The sequence below is a fragment of the Novosphingobium guangzhouense genome (assembly GCF_002896965.1).
Lineage (GTDB): Bacteria > Pseudomonadota > Alphaproteobacteria > Sphingomonadales > Sphingomonadaceae > Novosphingobium > Novosphingobium guangzhouense.
In genome coordinates, this window is the sequence record NZ_LYMM01000073.1 from 1 (window position 1) to 12,656 (window position 12,656).

The following is a 12,656-nucleotide window of genomic DNA, read 5'->3' on the forward strand; positions in this document are numbered from 1 at the left end:
CGAGTTCGATGGAATGCTGGTCGAGCCGGGCTGCCCGCTGCTACCCGGCCACTCGCCTGAGCCTGCGGAACACAACCCCCCGCGTCCCTGCGTGGACGCTCCCGACGCCGACCCGATTTTACCTTCGGTCCTTCGCGTTGCCTTCCCCCGGCGTAATGGCCCGCACTCGCCAGCGGGCAATGGCGTATGCGCTGCAAAAAACCTCCCCGAGTTGGTCTCGGGGAGGTTTTTTGCGTTACGGCACCCGCTGCTCCAGCTCCGCCAGCCAGACCGCCGCGCTGGCGTCCGAAGGCGCGCGCCAGTCGCCGCGAGGGCTGAGCGCCCCGGCGGTCGAAACCTTCGGCCCGTTCGGAATGGCCGAGCGCTTGAACTGGCTGAACGCGAAGAAGCGCCCCACGAACTTCTCCAGCCAGGACCGGATCACCGCCAGTTCATAGGCGTTCTTCTTCTCCTCAGGGAAACCCGCAGGCCACGTTCCGGCCGATGCATCGCGCCAGGCATGCCAGGCCAGGAACGCCACCTTCGACGGCTTTTGCCCGAACCGCATGACGTGGTGCAGGAAGAAGTCGTTGAGTTCGTAAGGCCCGATCTTGGCCTCGGTGCTCTGGATCGCGCCGTCAGCCCCGGCGGGCACCAGTTCGGGCGAGATTTCCGTCGCCAGGATCGCCAGCAGGATTTCCTCGGTGGAAGCGCTGAACTGGTCGGTGGTGGCACACCAGCGGATCAGGTACTGGATCAGCGTCTTGGGCACGCCCGCGTTTACGGCATAGTGGCTCATCTGGTCACCGACGCCATACGTGCACCAGCCCAGCGCCAGTTCCGACAAGTCCCCGGTCCCCACCACGAAGCCGTTATGCTGGCTGGCAAGGCGGAACAGGTAATCGGTGCGCAGACCCGCCTGCACGTTCTCGAACGTCACGTCGTAAACCGGCTCTCCATCGGCAAAGGCATGGCCGATATCCTGCAGCATCGTGGTTGCGGCGGGACGTATATCGATCTCCTGCGCGGCGATGCCCACCGCGTCCATCAGCTTCCACGCGTTGGATTTGGTCCCGTCGCTGGTGCCGAAGCCGGGCATCGTATAGCCCCGGATGAAATCGCGCGGCAGGCCCAGCCGGTCGCAGGCACGCGCCGCCACGATCAGCGCGTGAGTGGAATCGAGCCCGCCCGAGATACCGATCACCAGCGACTTCGCGCGGGTCGATTCGATTCGCCGCATCAGCCCGTCGACCTGGATGTTGAACGCCTCGTAACAGTCCGCATCCAGCTTGTCCGCGCGCGAGGGGACGAAGGGGAAGCGGCTGACCGGGCGGACCAGCCCGATATCCCCGCCCGCAGGCGCATGGCGGAACGGCACGGTGCGGAACGTCTCTTCGGGCCTGCATCCAACATCGGCCGCATCGTTGAAGGTGGGACTGCGCAGGCGATCCATGACAATGCGGTCGCAATCGACGTCGGCCACGCACAGTTCCGGCTCCAGCGAGAAGCGTTCCGATTCCGCCAGCAGGTCGCCCAGTTCGTAGACGATGCCCTGCCCGTCCCACGCCAGATCGGTGGTGCTTTCCCCATGCCCCGCCGCGCAATAGACATAGGCCGCCATCGCGCGGGCCGACTGGGCGCGGCACAGCATGTGGCGCTCGTCCGACTTGCCGATGACGATGTTGGAGGCCGAAAGGTTGGCAAGGATCGTCGCCCCCGCCATCGCCCCCAACGTCGAAGGGGGGCTCGGCGCCCAGACGTCCTCGCAGATCTCGACGAAGAAGCGGAAGTTCCTCAGCAACTGCGAAGCGAAGACAAGGTCGACGCCGAAAGGCACGTCCTGCCCGTTCACGGTGATCGTCGCATCGCGCATCGCCTTGCCGCTGGCGAACCAGCGCTTTTCGTAGAATTCGCGGTAGTTGGGCAGGTAGGACTTGGGCACCACGCCCAGCAGGCGCCCGCCCGCGATCACGACGGCGCAGTTGAACAGCCGCCCCTTGCGCTCCAGCGCCGCGCCGACCAGCAGCACCGGCGACAGGTCCGCGCTGGCCCTGACGATATCCGCGATGGTCGCCTCCACCGCCTCGATCATCGTGCCCTGCAGGTGCAGATCGTCGATGGCATAGGACGACAGGCTTAGCTCCGGGAACACCAGCAGATCCACATGCGCCGCGTGCGCCCGGCGCGCTTCGGCAAGGATCGCATCGCGATTGGCCGCGACGTCGGCGGTCTTCACATGCGGGGTGGAGGTGGCGACGCGCACGAAGCCGTGCTCGTGCATCGCATAGAACGGGTGAGTGCTATCGGTCATCACGCATTTCCCTGACAGCATCCCCCCGCGCTTGCAACGTCGGGGCACATGAGAAATGTTCTCAATAACCTCTTGCCCTTGCCGCTGTGCCCTCTAAATGCCGGGGACATGCGTGACCTGGACGATATCCGCGAAGAGTACGAATTCCTCGATGGCGACGAACGGTATCGGCTGCTGATCGAACTGGGCCGCGAACTTGACGCCATGCCCGACGCGCTCAAGACCGATGCCACCAGGGTGCGCGGCTGTTCGGCCAGCGTCTGGGTCTATCCGATGGCGCGCGAAGACGGCACGCTGCATTTCCTTGCCGACAGCAACGCAGCGATCACCAAGGGCATCGTCTCGCTGGTCATCGCCGCCGTGCAGGACCGCCCCGCCGCCACCGTCGCCGCGACCGACATTGCCGCCGCGCTCGAACCGTTCGATTTGCGCAACCAGCTCTCGTCCAACCGCACGCAGGGCATTCCCAACATGATCGCGCTGATCCGGGAAACCGCCGCGCGGTATGTGCAGGGCTGAATGAGCCGGGCTGAATGAGCCGGGCCGAAAAATACCTCTGGATCACGGCGGGGCTCATTCTCGTCGGCATCGGCACGCTGGGCATCTTCCTGCCGCTGCTGCCGACGACGATCTTCTGGATCCTTGCCGCCGGGTGCTTTTCCAAGAGCCACCCGGAATGGGCAGAGCGGCTGTACCAGCACCCCCGGTACGGCCCCCACTTGCGCGCATGGCGCGACCGGCGTGCGATCAGCCGCAAGGGCAAGATCGCCGCGATCTCCACCATGGCGCTGAGCGTGGCGATCGTATGGTTCACCGCCGGAGAGATGTGGGCGCTGATCCCGCTGGCCGTGCTGGCGACGATCGGCACCTGGATCTGGACGCGGGCGGAGTAGGTTACTCCACCGCCTCGCGCAGCACCGCGATGCCCTGTTCGCGCTGGGCCCGCAATTCGCGCTTGAGCACGGCGGGATCGCGGGCGACGACGAAGCCGAAGCTGACCCCGCCTTCCTTGCCGATCGTTGCGTGGTGCAGCTTGTGCGCCTGGACCAGCCGCTTGGCGTAGCCGCGCTTGGGCACCCACCGGAAGTAGCGCTGGTGGACAAGCCCGTCATGGATCAGCGTGTAGATCACGCCGTAGAGCAGCACCCCCAGACCGATCCACGTCCCCGGCCACCACGCTTTTGCCCCCATCACCAGCGGCGATCCCAGCGCGAACATCGAGATGCTGATGGCTGCACCGAACACGGCGTAAAGGTCGTTCTTTTCCAGCACTTTGTCGTGCGGCTCGTGGTGGTCGCGGTGCCAGGCCCAGCCGAAGCCATGCATGATGTACTTGTGGCTGCTCCACGCCACGAACTCCATCGCGGCGGCAGAGGCAAGGACGATCAGGACGGCGGCAAGGGCGGACATGCACCGGCTTATAGGCGCCTGCGACACTCTCTTACAATCGCACACAACCTTGCGACGGGTCATCTATCTGGCGTTCATTTTGAGAAGCCTAGACATGAATGCATCGGAAGCGCCCTTCCGGATACGAAATTTCAACAAGGAGTGCGAACCATGCGCCAGTTCACCAAGTTCATCGCCCCGGCCCTCGTCGCAGCTCTGGGCTTCTCGGCCGTCGCCCCCGGTGTCGCCGAGGCCGCGCCCCGCCATCAGGCCGCCCGCCACTATGACATTCGCACCGACATCAACGGCCTGCGCGCCAACATCGATCGCGCCGCCGCCCGCCGGACGATCTCTCAGCGTGAAGCGAGCAGCCTGCGCCGCGACGTCGTGAACATCCAGCGCACGTACAGCCAGTACGCTCGCGGCGGCCTCTCCGCGCAGGAGACCCGCGTGCTCGGCGCCCGCGTCAACACCGTCTACGCCAAGCTGCGGATGGAACGTCACGACTACGACCGCCGCCGCGGCTGATAACAAAATTACCTGAAACGGCGCGCCGACACCGCTTGAATTGCGGGGCCGGCGCGCCTATTCGCGCAGAATCATGACAAACGCACCCCGCACCCTGTACCAGAAGATCTGGGACGCCCACGTCGTCGACAGACGCGACGACGGCACCTGCCTCATCTACATCGACCGGCACATCGTCCATGAAGTGACGAGCCCGCAGGCTTTCGAAAGCCTTCGTGCCGCCGGCCGCCCGGTGCGTCGTCCCGACCTTACGCTTGCGGTGCCCGATCACAACCTGCCCACCACCGCGCGCCGCGATGCCAATGGCAACCGCGTGCCGATCGCCGACCCGCAAAGTGCCCAGCAGCTGGAAATGCTGGAAAAGAACGCCCCCGCCTTCGGCATACGCTATATCGGCGATGCCGATCCGGAACAGGGCATCGTCCACGTCGTCGGCCCGGAACAGGGCTTTTCGCTGCCCGGCGCCACGATCGTCTGCGGTGACAGTCACACGGCCTGCAACGGCGGTCTGGGCGCGCTGGCCTTCGGCATCGGCACGTCAGAGGTCGAACACGTGCTGGCCACGCAGACGCTGCTGCTCAAGCAGTCGAAGACCTTCGAGATCCGCGTAGAGGGCAAGCTCGGCGCGGGCGTGACCCCGAAGGACGTGATCCTGCACGTCATCGGCGTGATCGGCACGGCCGGCGGCACCGGCTATGTCATCGAATACACCGGCAACGTCTTCCGCGAAATGTCGGTCGAAGGCCGCCTGACCGTGTCCAACATGTCGATCGAAGGCGGTGCGCGCGCAGGGCTCGTCGCCCCCGACGAGATCACCTTCGATTACGTGAAGGGCCGCCCCTACGCGCCCAAGGGCGCCGACTGGGACAAGGCCGTCGCCTGGTGGAAGAGCCTGGCGACCGACGAAGGCGCGACTTACGACAAGTCCGTGTTCATCCGCGCCGAAGATATCCAGCCGACCGTCACCTGGGGCACCAGCCCCGAGGACACGTCCGGCATCGGCGGCGTGGTCCCCGCGCCCGAAGACTTCGCCGACGCCTCCAAGCGCGACGCGGTCAAGCACAGCCTCGACTACATGGGCCTGACGCCCGGCACGAAGCTGACCGACGTGGAAGTGCAGAACGTCTTCATCGGCAGCTGCACCAACAGCCGCATCGAGGATATCCGCGCCGCCGCCGAAGTGCTCAAGGGCCGCCACAAGGCCGACAACGTGAAGTGGGCGATCGTCGTTCCCGGATCGGGTCTGGTCAAGGCGCAGGCCGAAGCCGAAGGGCTGGACAAGATCATCATCGATGCGGGCCTCGAATGGCGCGAACCGGGCTGCTCGGCCTGCCTTGCCATGAACCCCGACAAGGTTCCGGCAGGCGAACGCTGCGCCTCCACCAGCAACCGCAACTTCACCGGCCGACAGGGTCCGGGTGCGCGCACCCACCTCATGAGCCCCGCCATGGCCGCCGCCGCCGCCGTTACCGGCAAGCTGACCGACGTGCGCGACCTCGCGCCCGCAAGCTGACAGGAGTTCCCCCATGTCCAACGATTCCGACAACTCGCTAGCAGGTCGCGCCGCTCTTGCAGCCGGTGCCGCCATCGGTTCGGCCGCAATCGCCGCTGCCCTGCTCTTCGTAAAGCGCCGCAAGGACAAGAAGACGCAGGATGCGCAGCCGCCCAAGACCGGCACCGCCCCGCACTTCCCTTCGGAAACCGACTGATGGAAGCGATCAACCACGTCGCCGGCAAGGCGATTCCCTTTGGCCGCAAGAACGTCGACACCGACGTCATCATCCCGGCGCACTGGCTCAAGACCATCACCCGCGAAGGTCTGGGCAAGGGTGCGTTCGAGGCGGTCAAGCTGGAAGAGGGCAACGTCTTCACCGACGAACGCTGGGCCGGGGCCCCGATCCTCATCGCGGGCGACAACTTCGGTTGCGGCTCCAGCCGTGAACACGCTGCCTGGGCGCTGCTCGACATGGGCGTGACCTGCGTGATCGCGCCCAGCTTCTCGGACATCTTCTCGGGCAACGCCTTCAAGAACGGCATCCTGACCGTTGCACTGCCGCAGGAGGCGATCGACCGCCTGATGGAAGTGGCGCAGGATGAGACCATCGACGTCGACCTCGACACGCAGTCGGTGACCACCCCGTTCCAAGACCGCTTCACCTTCGAGATCGACCCGTTCCGCAAGCACTGCCTGCTGAACGGCCTCGACGAAGTGGGCCTGACCATGGCGCAGGGCGACACCATTTCCGGCTACGAAGGCAAGGCGCGCGAAACGCTGCCCTTCCTGGCCAGTCCGGTGCTGGCAGCCTGATTTCCTCACCTCCCTGTCGTCCGGCACGACAGGGAGGGATGAACCCGTCCCCTCGATGATCGGCACAACTATTGCGAATCGGGATTGCCCCGGATCGCACCCTTCCCTATCGGCATGGATGAAATTCCACACCGAGGTTGTCTGATGACGAGTTTCCAGGACCGCGAGCGCGCCGAAGAAGCCAAGTTCGCGCACGACGCCGACACGCTGTTCCGCATTCAGGCCCGCCGTAACCGGCTTGTCGGCGAATGGGCAGCTGAACGCATGAAGCTCTCGCAGGCCGAAACCGACGCCTACGCCAAGGCCGTCGTCCAGGCCGATTTCGAGGAAGCCGGCGACGAAGACGTCATCCGCAAGCTGCTGGGCGATCTTACCGCTGCCGGCGTGGACACCACCGAGGCTGAAGTGCGCGCCGCGCTTGAGGCCAAGCAGGTCGAAGCGCGCCGCGCTTTCCTGGGCTAAGGACGATCCGATGGGCATGACCGCTACTGAAATCGAGACGATGATCCGCGCCGCATTGCCGGATGCAGACGTCACGATCACTGACCTTGCCGGGGACAACGACCATTACGCCGCGCACGTCGTTTCGGCGGCCTTTGCCGGACGGCCGCGCGTCGCGCAGCACAAGATGGTCTACGAAGCCCTCGGCGGCCGCATGGGCGGTGTTCTTCACGCCTTGCAACTCACCACCGCCGTCCCCAACTGACGTCGCATACACGCGCTGCATACACTCAAGGGTTCTACTAACATGTCCGACGTCAACGCCCGTATCGGCGATATCGTAAAGAGCAACGACGTGGTCCTCTTCATGAAGGGCACCCCGCTGTTTCCCCAGTGCGGCTTCTCAAGCCGGGCGATCGCCATCCTCGACCACCTCGGCGTTTCCTACGAAACCGTCGATGTACTGCAGGACATGGAAATCCGTCAGGGCATCAAGGCCTATTCCGACTGGCCGACGATCCCGCAGCTTTACGTCAAGGGCGAATTCCTTGGCGGCAGCGACATCATGATGGAAATGTACGAGGCTGGCGAACTGCACCAGCTGATGGCCGACAGCGGCATCGCCGCGCAGGGCTGATCGCCAAGGCACAAGATAGCACGAAGGCTCGGGAATATGCTTCCCGGGCCTTTTTTGCAGCCAATCCGGCGGAACAGCGATGTTGGGGAAGCCCGGGGAGGCGGGGCCGGGAGACTGTCCGGCCCCGCCTCTATCGAGACTGCTTCTCTCGGGATACGATACTTCATAAGCACGCCCTGTGCCAGTTCTGATTTTCCCCGAAATTCAGCCATTTCGTTGCGCTCTTTGTCAGCCCGCGCGTCATTGATTGTAAACTGGGCCGACACTTCCCCCGCTGAGTCGCCAGCGCTTTTCACTTGCAGCCGCCCTTCCAAGGCGCAAGATCGGCAGCAATGTTGCAAACCGCCCCTTCCGACCAGCCGATGCCTGCGGACGGCCCCGCCGTGGTTCCTGCCGCCACCGTTGTCGTATTCCGTCATGCCGCCGATGGCGGGCCGCCCGAATTGCTGATGCTCCAGCGCTCGGACGGCATGCGCTTCGCGGGCGGCGCGGCAGTGTTTCCCGGCGGCCGCGTCGATCCTGCGGACCGCGAACTCGCCCACCGCCTTGTCCCGAATGAGCCAGAGGAGATCGTGTCCGCCCGCATCGCCGCGATCCGCGAAACGCTGGAAGAAGCCGGGCTGATGATCGCAACCCGCAGCCCCATCTCCGCGCGCCAGGCCGCGGACGCGCGTGCCATGCTGCTGGAAGTCGGCCGTCTCGACACCGTGCTCGACCACTTCGGCTGGCAGCTGGACCTGAACGCGCTGACCTTCTTCGCGCACTGGTGCCCCTTGTGGGACAAGGCGTTCGACACGCGCTTCTTCGTCGCCGACATCGGCACCGGCGCGGTGGATGTGACCGTCGATGCCACCGAAAACTCGCGCCTGTTCTGGACGAGCGCGGCCGACGCACTGGCCATGGCCGATCGCGGCGAAATCTCGGTCATCTTCCCGACCCGGCGCAATCTCGACCGGCTGGCGCAATACGCAGACCACGCCGAGGCGCTGGCCGACATTGCCGCCCACCCGGTCGTCCGCATTCACCCGGAGGTCGAACTGCGCGAGGATGGCGAATGGCTGGTTATCCCCGCCGGGCTTGGCTACCCGGTGCTGGGACAGCTCAAGGCGACTGCCAGGCGGGGGTAGGCCAGGCGGGATAAATCAGGCTGGCGCGGCAACCGGCTCCTGCGCCCTCACCCCTGTGGCGGCGTAAAGGCCAAGCACAATCGCCGCCACGAAGAACGCGCTGATTGCCACGATCGCGCCGTCATAGCTGCCCGTCACCGAATGAACACGCGCCGATCCGATCACGGCCACCGCGATGAACGGTAGGCCGATCAGCGTGTTGAGCCCGAATCCCCGGCTGTAGCTGGCCTGACCGAACGCATCGGTCAGCCCCTTGCCCAGCGTGGGGATCGCGCCTGCACCGTGCATCCCGATAAGCCCGATCACGAGCGCCGCCATCCAGAACGGCGGGTGCTGCAGCAGGATCGCCCAGAGCACCGCGCAATCGAACCCGATCAGCGCCAGCGCCCTTGCGCCGCCGATCCGGTCGGCGATCCAGCCGAACAGCACCGATCCGGCGATCCCGACCAGCGCCATGATCGACTGCAACAGTGCCGCCTCTGGCCGGGTGAAGCCCCATGACAGCCCCATCGGCACCAGCAGCGAGCCCAGCAGCACCGAACTTGTCATGCTCGCCACCGCAGCCAGCGATATCGCCCAGAAGCGGGGCCGCGCAAGCAGTTGCGCCACGCTGAACGATCCGTCCGCCGTGCGCTGGGCGTCGGGTTCGGGGGCAAGTGTCTCGGCATGGCCGGGCGGATGATCGATCGCCAGCAGGCCCAGCGGAAACAGCAGCGCCGCCGCGATCACCCCGGTCGACAGATAGATCGCGCCCGGCGAAACGACCGAGAGCGCCCGCTCCAGCGTCCATGGCACGATCGCAATGACCACGGGAAGATGGACGATGCCCAGCGCCAGCCCGCGATTGCGGCTGAACCAGCGCGCCACCAGCGTCGCCGGGCCGATCGATCCGGCCAGGCTCAGCGCCGGCCCAAAGAACAGCCCGTAAGCCACCAGATAAAGCGCGTAGCTCTGCGTCCAGGCGAGTGTAAGGTAGCCCGCGACCGTCAGCAGCGCGCCGATCAGCAGCAGCAGGCGCAGGGACACTTTCGCGATCAGCACGCCCACGAATGGCGCCAGCACCGAAGAGCCCACCAGCACGAGCGGGATTCCCGCCGCCGCCTGCTCTGCGCTGACGCCCAGCCGCTGCTCGACCGAGGCCAGCATCAGCCCGAACGAACCCATGATGGTGCCGATGACGACGTTATGCGAAACCCCCGCGATCACGCCCATGCGTACCGCAAGCGGGTGGTTGGGGGCCTCGTTCCCCGGTCCGACAGGTGATGCCAAGCGCTCTCTCCCGATGCCTGAACGTGCCGGCGATTGCGTGCCGGTCTATCGGGCAGAGTGTGCGGGGCGCCGGATCGGCTTGGCCAGAACTTTCCGGCAATCTGAACGAGAATTCGCTGGAGCGACGTTGCGCATCAGCGGCGGGCGGGCGATCCCGGCAGCGGCGAGGCGTGAGTGGCCGCGATATGATCCAGCACCGGCCCGTAGAGCGGACGGTCGAACTCCACACCCGCCAGGTCGCTGCTGACCCAGCGCACCACGCCCGACATGCCCTCAAGCCCATTGGGCCTGACCATCAGCCGGGCACCGACGCGAAAGTAGATGCCGCGCATGCGCAGACAGCATCCTTCGACCGATATGTCGGAAATCTCGCCGTCGTCGCGCAGACCGCTCTGCGTGCGGCACTGGACGGCCAGCGAGACGGAACGTCGCTGCGATCGCCGGGGAAGAACGGTGCGGGTCATGCGTACAAAGATAAAGCGGATCAGTTTACGATCACTTAAACGAGATTTGGCGCCTGTTCGAACAAGGTTCGAACCATCTTTTGGATTCAGGGCGACCAGTTCCTTTGGAATTGGCGCGCCCGACAGGGTTCGAACCTGTGACCCCAAGCTTAGAAGGCTCGTGCTCTATCCAGCTGAGCTACGGGCGCGCGCGGATTTCCCATAGCGTGGTTACGCGCGCACGCAAACCACGGCGCGCGCAAACTTGTGCTTTGCGCTGCAGCAAAGCCACGTTACGCACAGGCAATGACAGCTGCCACCGACAGTTCGCCGCATCTTTCGCGCATCGACGGCCTTACCGGCGCGCGCCGGCACTTCCGCTATTTCGACTACGTCATGGCAGCCTTCGTGGCGATCCTGCTGCTATCGAACCTGATCGGCGCGTCCAAGCTGGCGAACCTTGGCGGGGTGACGTTCGGCGCAGGGATCCTGTTCTTCCCCGTAAGCTACGTTATCGGCGACGTGCTCACCGAGGTCTACGGATACGCCAATGCCCGGCGCTGCGTATGGGCGGGGTTCTTCGCGATGATCTTCATGGCGTTCATGAGCTTCGTCGTCGTCGCCATGCCGCCTGACAGCGGCTGGACCGGACAGGCCGCCTACGAGGCCGTGTTCGGATCGACCTGGCGCATCGTCCTGGCCTCGCTCACCGCGTTCTGGGCGGGCGAGTTCGTCAATTCCTTCGTGCTTGCCAAGATGAAGCTGATGACCGGCGGCAAGCACTTGTGGCTGCGCACCATCGGCTCGACCGTGGTGGGGCAGGCGGCGGACAGCGCGCTGTTCTATCCCATCGCGTTCCTTGGCACATGGACGCACGAACAGGTGCTGACCGTCATGGTCACCAACTGGGGCATGAAGGTCTTGTGGGAGGCGGTGCTCACCCCGGTGACCTACGTGGTCGTCAACTGGCTCAAGTCTCGCGAGGGCGTGGAGGTGTTCGACGACAACCTCGACTTTTCGCCTTTCGCCAAGGCAAAATCGGTCTGAACGTTGTGAGCAGGACGCCAAACCGCTAGGTCGCCCGCGACCATGCTCGACCGCATTCTCCTTTCCCGTTTCCGCAATCACCGCGAGACTGCCGTGGAAGGCACCGCGCAGTTCAACCTGCTGGTGGGCGAGAACGGCGCGGGCAAGACCAATGTGCTGGAGGCCATCAGCCTGCTGGCGCCCGGACGCGGGCTGCGTCGTGCGCAACTGGCCGACGTGCCCGCGCAGGACGGCGACGGCGGTTTCGCGGTGAACGCCGCGCTCTTGATGCCGACAGGCGAACCGGTCCGACTTGGCACCGGCGTTGCGGCGGAGCGGCCGGGACGGCGGCTGGTGCAGGTGAACGGCGCGCAAAGTTCCGCCCTCAGTCTGGCCGAGTGGCTGTCGATCGGCTGGCTGACCCCGGCGATGGATCGCCTCTTCGTGGAGAGCGCGGGCGCACGGCGGCGCTTCCTTGACCGGCTGGTGCTGGCGATCGAGCCCGCCCACGCAGGCCACGCCGCGCGGTTGGAGACAGCTCTGCGCGAACGCAACCGCCTGCTGTCGGATCACCGTCCCCCCGATCCCCACTGGCTAGATGCGATCGAAGTGCAGATCGCGGAGGCCGGAGCGCTGGTCGCGACGGCGCGCGCACGGCTTGTCGCGCGGCTGGAGGCGGCGCTGGCCCAGCTTCCCGATGCGCCCTTCGCGCGCCCCTCCCTCGCCTATCAGCCCGGCGGCCCGACAGAAGCCGGCGCACTGGCCATTGCCCTGCGAGACGGGCGGCCGCGCGAAAGGGCAGCCCAGCGCACCCTCATCGGCCCGCACCGCGATGAACTGGCCGTGACGATGGCCGGGAAAGGTCAGGGAGATAAGGGCCAGCCCGCTGCCGAGTGCTCGACCGGAGAGCAGAAAGCGATGCTCATCGCCATCACCCTTGCCCATTCGCAGTTGCTGGAAAGCGATGGAGAAAACCGCCCCCGCCTGCTGTTACTGGACGAAGTCGCCGCGCATCTCGACCCCGTGCGGCGCGAGGCCCTGTTCGATCGCCTGCGCGCGGGTTCGGCACAAGTCTGGCTGACCGGCACCGAAATCGCCCCGTTCGAGGCGATCGCAGGCGAAGCTGCGGTATGGGAAGTGAGCGCGGGATCGGTGCGCAGGGTCTGAAGACCGCGGGCAGCCGCTAAGGGGCCTTGCG

The 12,656-nt window shown here is 65.6% G+C and carries 16 protein-coding genes and 1 tRNA gene; 12 read left to right on the forward strand and 5 right to left on the reverse strand.

What is annotated here, in order from left to right:
* Positions 1–235 precede the first annotated feature (235 nt).
* Positions 236–2,290 carry an NAD(+) synthase gene (locus A8V01_RS22725; RefSeq protein ID WP_103098766.1) on the reverse strand — a complete coding sequence of 685 codons (2,055 nt, stop codon included), beginning with the start codon at positions 2,288–2,290 and terminating at the stop codon, positions 236–238.
* A 108-nt stretch (positions 2,291–2,398) separates the two neighbouring features.
* Between A8V01_RS22725 and A8V01_RS22730 the strand changes: the two genes are divergently transcribed.
* Both A8V01_RS22730 and A8V01_RS22735 read left to right on the forward strand, forming a co-directional pair.
* Complete coding sequence (locus A8V01_RS22730; protein ID WP_103098546.1) at positions 2,399–2,809, forward strand: SufE family protein; 411 nt, start codon at positions 2,399–2,401, stop codon at positions 2,807–2,809.
* A 14-nt stretch (positions 2,810–2,823) separates the two neighbouring features.
* On the forward strand, positions 2,824–3,183 hold the full coding sequence (locus A8V01_RS22735) for a YbaN family protein (protein WP_103098547.1): 360 nt from the start codon (positions 2,824–2,826) through the stop codon (positions 3,181–3,183).
* A 1-nt stretch (position 3,184) separates the two neighbouring features.
* On the opposite strand, the gene A8V01_RS22740 is transcribed toward A8V01_RS22735, so the two are convergent.
* Positions 3,185–3,700: a sterol desaturase family protein gene (locus A8V01_RS22740; protein ID WP_103098548.1), complete on the reverse strand. Its 516-nt coding sequence runs from the start codon at positions 3,698–3,700 to the stop codon at positions 3,185–3,187.
* 150 nt (positions 3,701–3,850) lie between these two features.
* Between A8V01_RS22740 and A8V01_RS22745 the strand changes: the two genes are divergently transcribed.
* The 8 genes from A8V01_RS22745 to A8V01_RS22780 all read left to right on the forward strand — a co-directional run bounded on the left by A8V01_RS22745 (position 3,851) and on the right by A8V01_RS22780 (position 8,720).
* Complete coding sequence (locus A8V01_RS22745; protein WP_103098549.1) at positions 3,851–4,207, forward strand: hypothetical protein; 357 nt, start codon at positions 3,851–3,853, stop codon at positions 4,205–4,207.
* A 73-nt stretch (positions 4,208–4,280) separates the two neighbouring features.
* The gene (gene leuC, locus A8V01_RS22750) at positions 4,281–5,720 is read left to right on the forward strand and encodes a 3-isopropylmalate dehydratase large subunit (RefSeq protein ID WP_103098550.1); all 1,440 of its coding nucleotides are present in this window, start codon (positions 4,281–4,283) and stop codon (positions 5,718–5,720) included.
* A 13-nt stretch (positions 5,721–5,733) separates the two neighbouring features.
* Positions 5,734–5,916 (forward strand): hypothetical protein, encoded by a 183-nt coding sequence (locus A8V01_RS22755; RefSeq protein ID WP_103098551.1) that lies wholly within the window; start codon positions 5,734–5,736, stop codon positions 5,914–5,916.
* Positions 5,916–6,515 (forward strand): 3-isopropylmalate dehydratase small subunit, encoded by a 600-nt coding sequence (gene leuD, locus A8V01_RS22760; RefSeq protein WP_103098552.1) that lies wholly within the window; start codon positions 5,916–5,918, stop codon positions 6,513–6,515. Before A8V01_RS22755 ends, leuD begins: the two co-directional genes overlap by 1 nt.
* A 144-nt stretch (positions 6,516–6,659) precedes the next feature.
* The gene (locus A8V01_RS22765) at positions 6,660–6,977 is read left to right on the forward strand and encodes a DUF1476 domain-containing protein (protein WP_103098553.1); all 318 of its coding nucleotides are present in this window, start codon (positions 6,660–6,662) and stop codon (positions 6,975–6,977) included.
* Positions 6,978–6,987: 10 nt separating this feature from the next.
* Positions 6,988–7,221, forward strand: coding sequence for a BolA/IbaG family iron-sulfur metabolism protein (locus A8V01_RS22770; protein ID WP_103098554.1), 234 nt, complete (start codon positions 6,988–6,990; stop codon positions 7,219–7,221).
* A 42-nt stretch (positions 7,222–7,263) separates the two neighbouring features.
* Positions 7,264–7,593: a Grx4 family monothiol glutaredoxin gene (gene grxD / locus A8V01_RS22775; protein WP_103098555.1), complete on the forward strand. Its 330-nt coding sequence runs from the start codon at positions 7,264–7,266 to the stop codon at positions 7,591–7,593.
* A 332-nt stretch (positions 7,594–7,925) separates the two neighbouring features.
* The gene (locus A8V01_RS22780; RefSeq protein ID WP_103098556.1) at positions 7,926–8,720 is read left to right on the forward strand and encodes an NUDIX hydrolase; all 795 of its coding nucleotides are present in this window, start codon (positions 7,926–7,928) and stop codon (positions 8,718–8,720) included.
* Between the two features lie 15 nt (positions 8,721–8,735).
* On the opposite strand, the gene A8V01_RS22785 is transcribed toward A8V01_RS22780, so the two are convergent.
* From A8V01_RS22785 to A8V01_RS22795, 3 genes are all read right to left on the reverse strand, one after another.
* Complete coding sequence (locus tag A8V01_RS22785) at positions 8,736–9,989, reverse strand: MFS transporter (protein WP_103098557.1); 1,254 nt, start codon at positions 9,987–9,989, stop codon at positions 8,736–8,738.
* Positions 9,990–10,123: 134 nt separating this feature from the next.
* Complete coding sequence (locus A8V01_RS22790; protein WP_103098558.1) at positions 10,124–10,453, reverse strand: PilZ domain-containing protein; 330 nt, start codon at positions 10,451–10,453, stop codon at positions 10,124–10,126.
* Positions 10,454–10,564: 111 nt separating this feature from the next.
* A tRNA-Arg gene (locus A8V01_RS22795) sits at positions 10,565–10,641 on the reverse strand.
* Between the two features lie 97 nt (positions 10,642–10,738).
* Between A8V01_RS22795 and A8V01_RS22800 the strand changes: the two genes are divergently transcribed.
* Both A8V01_RS22800 and recF read left to right on the forward strand, forming a co-directional pair.
* Entirely contained in the window at positions 10,739–11,479 is a 741-nt protein-coding gene (locus tag A8V01_RS22800; protein ID WP_211295122.1) for a queuosine precursor transporter, read from the forward strand.
* Between the two features lie 42 nt (positions 11,480–11,521).
* A complete protein-coding gene (recF, locus tag A8V01_RS22805; protein WP_103098559.1) occupies positions 11,522–12,625 on the forward strand; it encodes a DNA replication/repair protein RecF in 1,104 nt (367 codons plus the stop codon).
* Positions 12,626–12,656 lie beyond the last annotated feature (31 nt).

What these genes read in the sequence shown, in the direction of transcription:
- A8V01_RS22765 (WP_103098553.1), top strand. Translation starts at nt 6,660, where the DNA reads ATGACGAGTTTCCAGGACCGCGAGCGCGCCGAAGAAGCCAAGTTCGCG.
- A8V01_RS22740 (WP_103098548.1), bottom strand. Translation starts at nt 3,700, where the DNA reads ATGTCCGCCCTTGCCGCCGTCCTGATCGTCCTTGCCTCTGCCGCCGCG.
- A8V01_RS22735 (WP_103098547.1), top strand. Translation starts at nt 2,824, where the DNA reads ATGAGCCGGGCCGAAAAATACCTCTGGATCACGGCGGGGCTCATTCTC.
- A8V01_RS22745 (WP_103098549.1), top strand. Translation starts at nt 3,851, where the DNA reads ATGCGCCAGTTCACCAAGTTCATCGCCCCGGCCCTCGTCGCAGCTCTG.
- recF (WP_103098559.1), top strand. Translation starts at nt 11,522, where the DNA reads ATGCTCGACCGCATTCTCCTTTCCCGTTTCCGCAATCACCGCGAGACT.
- A8V01_RS22780 (WP_103098556.1), top strand. Translation starts at nt 7,926, where the DNA reads ATGTTGCAAACCGCCCCTTCCGACCAGCCGATGCCTGCGGACGGCCCC.
- A8V01_RS22790 (WP_103098558.1), bottom strand. Translation starts at nt 10,453, where the DNA reads ATGACCCGCACCGTTCTTCCCCGGCGATCGCAGCGACGTTCCGTCTCG.
- A8V01_RS22730 (WP_103098546.1), top strand. Translation starts at nt 2,399, where the DNA reads ATGCGTGACCTGGACGATATCCGCGAAGAGTACGAATTCCTCGATGGC.
- A8V01_RS22725 (WP_103098766.1), bottom strand. Translation starts at nt 2,290, where the DNA reads ATGACCGATAGCACTCACCCGTTCTATGCGATGCACGAGCACGGCTTC.
- A8V01_RS22755 (WP_103098551.1), top strand. Translation starts at nt 5,734, where the DNA reads ATGTCCAACGATTCCGACAACTCGCTAGCAGGTCGCGCCGCTCTTGCA.
- leuD (WP_103098552.1), top strand. Translation starts at nt 5,916, where the DNA reads ATGGAAGCGATCAACCACGTCGCCGGCAAGGCGATTCCCTTTGGCCGC.
- leuC (WP_103098550.1), top strand. Translation starts at nt 4,281, where the DNA reads ATGACAAACGCACCCCGCACCCTGTACCAGAAGATCTGGGACGCCCAC.
- A8V01_RS22770 (WP_103098554.1), top strand. Translation starts at nt 6,988, where the DNA reads ATGGGCATGACCGCTACTGAAATCGAGACGATGATCCGCGCCGCATTG.
- grxD (WP_103098555.1), top strand. Translation starts at nt 7,264, where the DNA reads ATGTCCGACGTCAACGCCCGTATCGGCGATATCGTAAAGAGCAACGAC.
- A8V01_RS22800 (WP_211295122.1), top strand. Translation starts at nt 10,739, where the DNA reads ATGACAGCTGCCACCGACAGTTCGCCGCATCTTTCGCGCATCGACGGC.